At 38.9% G+C, this 10,175-nt stretch carries 9 protein-coding genes; 4 read left to right on the top strand and 5 right to left on the bottom strand.

The annotated features are described in order from the left end of the window. Positions 1-648, top strand: a complete 648-nt coding sequence (locus tag Q1R07_RS09760) for a hypothetical protein (RefSeq protein WP_300489255.1) — start codon at positions 1-3, stop codon at positions 646-648. Positions 649-779: 131 nt separating this feature from the next. On the opposite strand, the gene Q1R07_RS09755 is transcribed toward Q1R07_RS09760, so the two are convergent. Beyond that, a complete protein-coding gene (locus tag Q1R07_RS09755; protein ID WP_300489252.1) occupies positions 780-2,171 on the bottom strand; it encodes a DUF4403 family protein in 1,392 nt (463 codons plus the stop codon). A 142-nt stretch (positions 2,172-2,313) separates the two neighbouring features. Between Q1R07_RS09755 and Q1R07_RS09750 the strand changes: the two genes are divergently transcribed. The 3 genes from Q1R07_RS09750 to tsaB all read left to right on the top strand — a co-directional run bounded on the left by Q1R07_RS09750 (position 2,314) and on the right by tsaB (position 5,896). Further along, positions 2,314-3,747: a TolC family protein gene (locus Q1R07_RS09750; RefSeq protein WP_300489249.1), complete on the top strand. Its 1,434-nt coding sequence runs from the start codon at positions 2,314-2,316 to the stop codon at positions 3,745-3,747. Between the two features lie 6 nt (positions 3,748-3,753). Further along, complete coding sequence (locus tag Q1R07_RS09745) at positions 3,754-5,073, top strand: efflux RND transporter periplasmic adaptor subunit (RefSeq protein ID WP_300489246.1); 1,320 nt, start codon at positions 3,754-3,756, stop codon at positions 5,071-5,073. Between the two features lie 148 nt (positions 5,074-5,221). Beyond that, entirely contained in the window at positions 5,222-5,896 is a 675-nt protein-coding gene (gene tsaB, locus Q1R07_RS09740) for a tRNA (adenosine(37)-N6)-threonylcarbamoyltransferase complex dimerization subunit type 1 TsaB (protein ID WP_300489243.1), read from the top strand. On the opposite strand, the gene Q1R07_RS09735 is transcribed toward tsaB, so the two are convergent. The 4 genes from Q1R07_RS09735 to Q1R07_RS09720 all read right to left on the bottom strand — a co-directional run bounded on the left by Q1R07_RS09735 (position 5,883) and on the right by Q1R07_RS09720 (position 9,919). Beyond that, positions 5,883-6,656, bottom strand: coding sequence for a mechanosensitive ion channel domain-containing protein (locus Q1R07_RS09735; RefSeq protein ID WP_300489240.1), 774 nt, complete (start codon positions 6,654-6,656; stop codon positions 5,883-5,885). The genes tsaB and Q1R07_RS09735 overlap by 14 nt on opposite strands. An 11-nt stretch (positions 6,657-6,667) precedes the next feature. Continuing rightward, positions 6,668-8,692: a thioredoxin domain-containing protein gene (locus Q1R07_RS09730; RefSeq protein ID WP_300489238.1), complete on the bottom strand. Its 2,025-nt coding sequence runs from the start codon at positions 8,690-8,692 to the stop codon at positions 6,668-6,670. 40 nt (positions 8,693-8,732) lie between these two features. Next, the gene (locus tag Q1R07_RS09725) at positions 8,733-8,933 is read right to left on the bottom strand and encodes a dodecin family protein (protein WP_136403866.1); all 201 of its coding nucleotides are present in this window, start codon (positions 8,931-8,933) and stop codon (positions 8,733-8,735) included. 86 nt (positions 8,934-9,019) lie between these two features. After that, positions 9,020-9,919, bottom strand: a complete 900-nt coding sequence (locus tag Q1R07_RS09720; protein WP_300489235.1) for a NifU family protein — start codon at positions 9,917-9,919, stop codon at positions 9,020-9,022. Positions 9,920-10,175 lie beyond the last annotated feature (256 nt).

Genomic DNA, 10,175 nt, shown 5'->3' with positions numbered 1-10,175 from the left:
ATGAAGAAATTATTTGTATTAATTGCGGCTTCTCTTTTCTCCTGTAAAGGAGAAATAAAAAATGGAAATGAAAATGAAAATCTTAAAAATGTTGATAGTAACGCAAAAATTGACTCTTTAAAAAGAATGGGCTTCATCATATCAGATAGCATTAATTTCTTTGAAATGAAAGCAGATAGTGTTATAGTTAAAGGGAGTGAATTTTTTGCATTAAAAGATGAAGGGGATGTTATTGTAATTAATGAGTTTGACAATGGGAAAATAAAAAATAGGAATATTAAAAAAGTTGGAAACTTTTATTTTGAAAAAATTGAACAAAGTTTTACGGGTGATGAGGAAGAGTTGTCAACTTATTTTGTTTATTATAGGAATGATAAAATTGTTGTTTTTGATATTAGAAGAAATGTGTTTTCTAAAACCGAGTACCTCACAGACATTTTTTTTGTTTATAAAGATAGGATAAAACATTTTTCACAAGAAGATACGGATAATGTTTCTATTCATGAGATTCCGGTTGATTCAAATGTGTTTAATGAGGATTGGTGTAAACAACAGTTTTTAAAGAGTAAGCATATAAAGGAAGATAATATTTCTTATAAGGATAGGATTCCATCATTTTATTGTGATTTCATTTTTCAAATTCATTAAATAGCCAGATCGCTCGGATTTGCAATCCGAGTAAATAGAGAAACAACCAAATCACCCAGATTTGTAATCCGTGATATAAAAAATCCGAACCATATGGTTCGGATTTTTTTATATTGTAAAGACAAAACGTTTTATTCCATTCCGTCGATTTTAATGCTCATTTGTCCGGAAGTTTTAATAAAAGCGATGATAGCTTTATCGGTAACCTCAACTTTGTCAAAAATAAAATCGTTGATGTTTCCGTTCACAAAAACACCTTTCATTGGGGAATAATTGTTTAAGTACGGCAGCATATTTTTCTTACCTTCTTCCAGATTGTCTTTGATCGAATAACGACAGCTTTCCTGTATTTTATTTAGAATATAACCCTGCATCAACCAGTTGGCCGTTTTGGTCAGGATGCCTTTGGTGTTTAATACATAATCCATTTGATCAAAATAAATCTCTTTTGATACCGCATTGTAATTAGGAATACCCGACAGGTAAATCGTACCATCTAAACTACCGGTCATACTTAATGCAATGATCATTTTACCATCTTTATGCCATAAGTCAACTTTTTGAACTGTTATCTTTCTGCTTCCGGAAGCAAATTCCTTACCCTGAAAGTTTTTGGTAATGATGCGTGAGGCACTTTCATAGGTCGAAACGGCGGCAACCGTGGCTTCAATCTTATTTGGCATTTTGGCAACCGGTTTTAAAACGATAGCTTCTTTTTTAAACGTGTTTAGCGGCTCCTGACCTACGATGGTTTGCATTTTGCATTTTAAGCCCATATCCATCGTGATTTTGCTTTTTGATAATATAGCGTCGGTTACATATAATTCGGTTGGCGCTACCTTAAACCAGGTTTCGTAAACCTCACTGGTTTTAAACGGCGTACTGATTTTCTCCAGAACGGCTAACACCTGTGGTTTGAAATCGGTGGTTTTGTTAATGGCATCATCTATGGTTTTGGCAATTTTGGCTTTAAACAAACGGATCGTCGGATTGACAACATAGGTAATCGGTACATTTTTGCCGGCTACGACAATACTCGGACTGTCTTTCCATTCGAAATCTTCAATTGCGGAAGTTGTCGAAAGTTTCCAGTTCGATAATTTGGCATCACTCAAAAGGGTGATTTGTCCGTTTAAGTTGATTTCTTTGGTGTCGTTCAATCCTAAAAAGTCAGTCCCGTATTTGAATTTAGCCCATATTTTTAAAGGAATTACCGATCGGATTTTACCATCTTTCTCCGTTAGTTTTATCGGTGCCTGTTTCCAGATTTTCATCTCCGTTTTATCATCGGCCAGAATACTATCGTTATAAATTAATCCGTTTAGGGATTTGTTGAGTTGGATTTCAATTTCCTTTAGCGAAATTTCTATCGGCATATTGATAAAAGAAGTGGTGGTTTCGTAAACCGCGGGTTTGTTGTCGCTGGGTTCCGGTTTTAGGGTATTAATTTTTCCGGTACTCCCGCAACGGGTCATTAGCATTGCCAGGCTTATTACTGCCAGGAATGAAAAAAAAGTTTTCATAAGAGTTGTCTAAAAATCTTCGGTAAAAGTAGGTTTTTATTGAAATAAAATTGTAACGTTCGTTAAAGAATTGCGTCTAATGGATACCGAATAAAAATGCATATGTGCACAGAAATTTTATATTTGTAGGAAAATCAATAATATGAAGAACACAACATTGCTGTTTTTGGGTTTGTCCATGGTGACAATTCAAATGAAAGCACAAGCTAAAAAATGGACTTTGGAAGAGTGTGTGAATCACGCAATGGAGAAGAATATTTCGATCAGACAATCGATTTTAGATAAACAGGTTGCCGAAATCTCTAAAAAAGATGCTTGGGGGAATTTCCTGCCAACCGTTAACGGGCAAGCATCGCACTCCTGGAACGTTGGTCTTAACCAGAACATCACCACAGGTCTTTTGGAAAATCAAACCATTCAGTATACTTCTGCCGCATTGAATGTGGGAATTGATGTTTATAAAGGGTTACAGCATCAAAATCAGTTGCGAAAAGCCAATCTTTCGATCATCGCGTCACAATATCAATTGCAGAAAATGCAGGAAGATGTTTCGTTGAATGTTGTGAATGCCTATTTGCAAATCCTTTTCAATAAAGAAAATTTAAAAGTGCAGACCAAACAGCTGGCCTACGATACCAAACAAATGGAGCGTACACAAGAGCTTGTTGATGCCGGAGTAGTACCAAAAGGGGACTTGCTGGATGTGAAAGCTACGGTTATGGCTGATAATCAGAAATTGATTGCCGGAGAAAACGCACTGTTGCTGTCAAAGCTAAGTTTGGCACAATTATTACAATTGGACGATTTTCAGGAGTTTGATATTGTTGATTCTGAAACGCCGGTACAAAACAGTAGTGTGTTGCTGGAAAATCCAAAAAATATTTTTCAGAAAGCAAAAGAAACCAGAGCCAATATAAAAATTGCGGAAGCCAATGTTTCGATAGCCGAAAAAGATTTGTCTATCGCAAGAGGAAAATACCATCCGACACTTCAGGGATTCTATAGTTTCAGTACCCGTGCGGCTTATGCCGATAGAATTACCGGTTACCAACTGGATGCGGCTAACCCGACACTTCCAACACAGTATTTTACGGAAAATGGATTACAGGTGTTGCAAAACAACTACCGTCCGGTTTTAGGAAGTCCGGAGCCAATCTTTGATCAGTTTAGCAATAACAAAGGACAGAATTTTGGATTGTCGTTAAATATTCCGTTGCTAAATGGTTTCTCGGTTCGCAATAATGTCGAGCGTTCTAAAGTAGCGTTGGAACGTTCCAGAATCGCATTAGAACAACAGGAACTGGATTTGGAAAGAACGGTTTATACCGCTTTTACCGATACAAAAGGATCGCTTAAATCATACGAAGCGGCTGTGGCAACGCTGGAAGCCCGACAAGAATCGTTTAACTATGCGAAAGAGCGTTACGAAGTGGGCTTGATGAATGTTTTCGATTTTACACAGGCACAAACGTTATTCGTAAATGCCCAGTCGGAAGTGTTGCGAACAAAATATGATTATATATTCAGAACGAAAATATTGGAATTCTACTTTGGGTTACCAATTATTCAAAAATAAAAATTTATGAAAAAGAGTACAAAATACATCCTGTTGGGTAGTGTTGTTTTGTTAGTTGTTGTACTGGTTGCCCTTAGTAAATCGGGTGTGATTGGTAACAAAGAAAAAGGAACGGAAGTAGAAACGACGCAAGCCAACCAGATGACAATTGTCGAAACGGTTTCGGCTACCGGTAAGATACAACCTGAGATTGAAGTGAAAATTTCATCCGATGTTTCCGGAGAGATTATTGGTCTTCCGGTTAAAGAAGGACAAACAGTAAAAAAAGGAGATTTGCTGGTTCGCATCAAACGCGATTTATACGAGTCGGGAGTGAACCGATCGGTAGCGTCTTTATCAACGTCTAAAGCGGGATTAAGTCAGGCGGAAGCTCAGGTAAAAGAAGCCAAAGCCAACTACGATCGAAACAAACAGTTATTTGCCAAAGGTGTTATTTCAAAATCCGAATGGGATAAGATCGTATCGACCTATGAAGTGGCTGTTGCTGCAAAACAATCGGCTTATTACAATGTGCAAAGTGCTACGGCAACTGTGACCGAAGCAAATGATAACTTAAACCGAACAACTATTTATGCACCGGTAGACGGAACGATTTCCCGACTGGATGTGGAATTAGGAGAACGTGTATTGGGAACGCAACAAATGGCGGGTACCGAATTATTGCGTGTAGCCAACCTCAACAATATGGAAGTGGAAGTCGATGTAAACGAAAACGATATCGTTAAAGTAAATATCGGCGATCCGGCCAAAATCGAAGTGGATGCCTATCTGAAAAAAGAATTCAAAGGAATTGTAACCAGTATTTCCAATTCGGCCAGTTCGACGCTAACAGCCGATCAGGTGACCAACTTTAAAGTAAAAGTACGCATCTTAAAAGAATCGTATGAAGACCTTTTGGTTGGAAAGCCTTCTAATTATTCGCCTTTCCGTCCGGGAATGACAGCAACGGTTGATATTGAAACCAAACGTAAAGAAAACATTTTGGCGGTGCCAATTAGCTCGGTAGTGATGAAAACCGATGCCGATATTTCGGGAGCTAAAAAAGATATCATGGAAGAGCTGGAGAAAGAGGAAAAGGAAAAAACAAAAGGCTCTACCGAAAAGAAATTTGAATGCGTATTTGTGAAAGTAGGTAATAAAGCGGAATTGCGTAAAGTCAAATCCGGAATCCAGGACGATACCAATATCGAAATCGTCGAAGGTTTGAAAAAAGGAGATGAGATTATTACCGGACCGTATACTACAGTTACTAAAGATTTAAAACCGGGGGATATGGTTGTGATAAAAAAAGCCGGATCGCCCGATAAAGGAAAAGATAAAAAATAATAACGCTTAGTTTTTTTGATTTTTACCGGATTTTTCCGGGAATACATTTGCCACGGTTGCACCATTTTTTCAGGCTATAGAGCGGAAAAGATATTGCAATCGTGGCAAAAAAATATATGATTATCTTTGCCAATAATTTTTACTGAAGATGGCTTACATTTTGAATATTGAAACGGCAACAAAGAATTGTTCCGTAACCCTTGCAAAAGACGGAGAAATACTGGTGTGTCTTGAAATGGCCGAAGAAGGCTATTCCCATGCGGAAAAACTTCATGTCTTTTTTGAACAGGCTTTGCAACAGGCGGGGTTAACGTTTCAGGATTTAAACGCGATAGCGGTAAGTCAGGGGCCGGGTTCGTATACCGGACTCCGCATTGGTGTTTCGGCGGCAAAAGGCTTGTGTTATGCGCTCAATATTCCATTGCTGGCAATCGATACGCTGGAAACGTTGGCACGACAATTAACGGTAACCGAAGGAAAGATTATCCCGATGATCGACGCCCGAAGAATGGAAGTTTTTACGGCTGTTTTTGATTCGGCCTATGCCCGACTACGCGCTACGGAAGCAGAAATTATTGAAACTACAACTTACGATACACTCGAAGGAACGTTGCATTTGGTTGGCGATGGTGCCGCAAAATGCAAAGCGGTTTTAAATGATCCGAGGTTTGTATACCATGATACGATTGTATATCCGTCGGCTAGAGAAATGAGCCGGATCTCCTTTGAAAAGTATCAAAAAAGCGACACTGTAGATGTCGCTTACTTTGAGCCTTTTTATTTAAAAGATTTTGTGATGACTACAAAACCTAAGAAGTCGTAACGGAAACAATTTTACTGCTTTCTTCCAGTAATTCCGAACAAACGGTACCATAATCGGCATTATAGGTCCAGGCACGAAGGGAAAAAATCACATTCTTTTCGCCCATATCGCTAATCACGACTTCCGGTGCCGGAGTTTGTAATACTTTCGGATGATTTTTTACCAGTGCTTCCAATTTGATTTTGATGTTTTTGACATCCGAATCATATCCCGTTGGTACTACCAAAGTGGTTCTGCGGGTTGTTTTCTGCGAAAAGTTTTTAATCTTTCCGTTGGATAAAAGGCCGTTCGGAATATAGATGATCTGGTTTTGAGCCGTTAATATTCGGGTCGAAAAAATCTGAATCCCCAGTACTTTTCCATTTTCGGACTGCGCTTCGATAGTGTCGCCTACTTTAAAGGGTTTAAAAAGGATGATCAATACACCGCCGGCAAAATTCGAAAGCGAACCTTGTAGTGACAAACCTACGGCAAGTCCGATGGCTCCTAAAATGGCAACAAACGATGATGTTTCGATGCCTAATTTGGAGATTACTGATACAAATAATAAGATTCGTAATGCCCAGATCAGGAAATCCAACAGGAATTTGATCAATGTGGGTTCCAGTTCTCTTTTGGTCATTACCGTTTCGGCAATCTTTCGGATAAAACGGATTCCCCAAATCCCGACAAACAGGATGATGATCGCCGAGATCACTTTGGGTGAATAATCCAGTAAAACATTAAAATAGTGAATAAAAAAGTTATTCATTTGTTCCATAAGGGGGATATTTATTTAATTGCTAATTCGTCTAATACAGTGGTCAGTTCACGAACGGGTAACTGACAATTTCTGTTTTCACAAATATAAAACAGTGTGTCCTTTTCGTCAAATCGATTTTGAAGAAATGGGATTTTTGAAGGGGTTGTACTTCCGGCGATAACCACATGTGGGTAATAATGTCGCTGCACAGCCTTTATGCCGGCAATCGCATCCGCACCGCAAACGGCCAGTTCTTTGTTGTCGGTCGATAGGTTCATCCATAAATTCAACCAGTTCGAAAAAGCCGAACCATAATCGATATTGGGAATGACATGGTTGAGCATTTGCATAGCCGTTTTTTCATAATGACTGTTGTGAAACAGTATGCCAAGTGTAAACAGGTTGTTGGCCATAACCGAGTTGGACGACGGGATTACATTGTCTTCAATCTCATAATGTTCGGCGATTAAGGCAGTTGTGTTTTTGGCTTTAAACAAGAAAAATTGCTGTGTTTCATCATAGAAATGATCAAAACAATAATCGGTTAACTGTTTGGCGTGATATAAAAAGGTTTCGTCCAGTGTAGCCTGATATAAACTGATAAAAGCGTCGACCGTAAACGCATAATCTTCTAAAAAGCCAACGATACTGCTTTGCTCGTTTTTATAGCTATGCCATAAATAGCCGTCTTCCGACCAAAGTTTTTCGATGATAAAAGAGGCATTCCGAAGTGCCAGCTCAAGGTAAGAAGAAGTTCCGATGGCGTTATACGCTTCAACATATCCTTTTAACATAATAGCGTTCCACGATGTGAGCGATTTATCATCCAGTCGTGGTCTGGGTCTTTTTTGCTGTTCACGGAATAATAACTGTTCCCACTGTTGTTTTTTGTCGGAAAGTGCCGTTACGGTCAATCCGAATTGTTCGGCGATATTTTCCAGCGACTGACTTTGGATAAGGACATAATTGTCGTGCTCCCAATAGCCGAAGTCATTAATGTTAAACAAGGCGGCAAAAATCTCAAAATCGTCTTGTAAGAGTTGTTGCAGTTGTTCTTTTTGCCAAACGTAATACGCGCCTTCTTCGAGTTGCTGTTTTGCGTTTAAACTGTCGGCATCCAAAGCGGCATAAAAACCGCCTTCCGGATTTAAAAGTTCGCGTTCGACGAATGGCAACGTTTTTTCGATTACTTCTTTATACAGTGGATTTTGTGTCCGTTTATAAGCCTGAGCATATAGCGTAACCAACTGACCGTTGTCGTAAAGCATTTTTTCGAAATGCGGAACATGCCATCGGATATCGACGGAATAACGGGAAAAACCGCCACCCAATACATCGAATAATCCACCGTGAGCCATTTTTGTCAGGGTCAGGTCTACAAAATCCAATAGGTCTTTTGAGGATGTTTGATAGCCAAATCGTTGTAGGAAAATAAAATTATTCGGCATCATAAATTTCGGAGCCCGTGCATAACCTCCAAAATCCCAGTCAAAACTCTTAGCCCATTTTTCAATCAGTATTTTGATTCGTGCCGGATCCTGTTCTTCGGGATTGGCTTGTGCGTGGTTTACGATTCCTAAAAACGAAATACCTTCGTGTAATTTTTCGGCATATTCCAGCATCTTAGCGGGATTCGTCTGATACAAATTTTGAAGCTGGGTTAAAATATCAATCCAGTTTTCTTTTTTAAAATAGGTACCACCCCAAACCGGCCGGCCATCCGGTAAACAAACCACATTGAGCGGCCATCCGCCATGACTGGTCATGAGTTGTACGGCTTTCATATAAATAGCATCCACATCGGGACGTTCTTCACGGTCGACTTTAACGGAAATAAAACCGGGATTCATAATGTTGGCTACTTCGCTGTCTTCAAAACTTTCATGTTCCATCACATGGCACCAATGACAGGCCGAATAGCCGATGCTAACGATCATGAGTTTGTTTTCCGCTTTGGCGGTTGCGAGCGTCTGGTCGTTCCATGCTTTCCAATGGATCGGATTTTGCGCATGTTGGAGTAGGTAAGGACTGGATTCGTATTGGAGTTCGTTCATGGTTTTAAAAAAGGCGTTCGAATGAACGCCTGTATCTTTTTTATTTTATTTCAAAAGTGAGTTTCAGATTTACCCTGAACTCTGTCACTTGATCATCGTTAACAACAGCACTTTGTTCCTGTACATAAACCGATCGGATGTGCTTTAGCGTTTTCGATGCTTCTGCAACCGCTTTTCGGGTAGCATCTTCCCAGCTGGTTTCCGAACTGGAAAGTAATTCAATAACTTTTAGTACGCCCATAATTTACCAGTTTTTAAGGTTAAACTATTAAAGGTAGTGTATAAAAGTTGAAAAAGCAACTGCTGTTGTGGGAGAACAGTTGAAAATTAACCGTTTACCGCTTCTACTTTGATATTCTGATCGTGTAACATTTCTTTTAGCATGTTTTCAATACCGTTTTTCAACGTAAAAGTTGATGACGGACAACCGCTGCAAGCTCCTTGAAGGATCACCTTTACACGTTTTTCGGTTTCGTCGTAGGATTCGAAAATAATGTTTCCACCGTCTGAAGCTACAGCCGGTTTTACATATTCGTCCAGGATATTGATGATTTGCTGCGACGTTACATCCAGATTGTTAAAATACTCTTCCTGTTGTTTTTCGTGGTTGGCGGTTTTTACGATCTGCGTTTCGTCGATGATTTGTTTGCCTTCTTCAATATAATTTTTGATAAAAGTGCGCACCTCCTGTGTGATTTCCTGCCACTCGTTAATATCGTATTTGGTGATCGAAATATAGTTTTCGTCGATAAATACTTCTTTTACAAACGGAAGCTTGAATAATTCTTTTGCCAACGGCGAAGGAGCTGTCTCGTCGATGTTTTTAAACTCCACGCTGGTTTTGGTTAGTAACCGACTGGCAACAAATTTTAATACCGATGGATTAGGCGTCGTTTCTGCATAAACAGTAACCGGTACTTTTTTACTTTTGTTTTCATCGATGTTGATGATCTTTCCGCCTTTGTCTACAAAACTTTCGATTTGTTCGGCCAATAATTCTTTTACCTCATGCCATTCTACAATCGAATATTTTTCGATGGCAATAAAGTTACCTGAAATGTACACCGTCTTAACAAAAGGCAGGTAAAATAGCTGTTTTGCAAGGGGTGACGGTGCGGTTTCGTCGATGTTTTTAAACTCGAAACTTTCACTTTTTGTTATGAAATCTGGAAATTCAAACTTCACAATAGCAGGGTTTTGCGTATCTCGTATTGTTACTTTTAACATTTTTTTTGTGATTTTTTGCAAATTTAACGAACATATATCGTTTGAATAAGTATATTTGGAAATTTTAAAGGAAAAATTAACATAAAGGAACTGTTTTAACCCCAAAATAAGATATTTTACAAGCTTAAGCAAATATGAAAAAACTCTCCCCTCTATTGTTTTTGCTATTCTCTGTTGTGGCTTTTTCCCAGCCTATAACGGTGAATTCCAATACATATACGGTTCCTCAATTGGTTCAAGATGTTTTGATCAACTC

Source organism: Flavobacterium sp. (genome assembly GCF_030146175.1).
Lineage (GTDB): Bacteria > Bacteroidota > Bacteroidia > Flavobacteriales > Flavobacteriaceae > Flavobacterium.
Note: the sequence above shows the minus strand (reverse complement) of the source record. Positions and strands in the feature narration are given on the sequence as shown.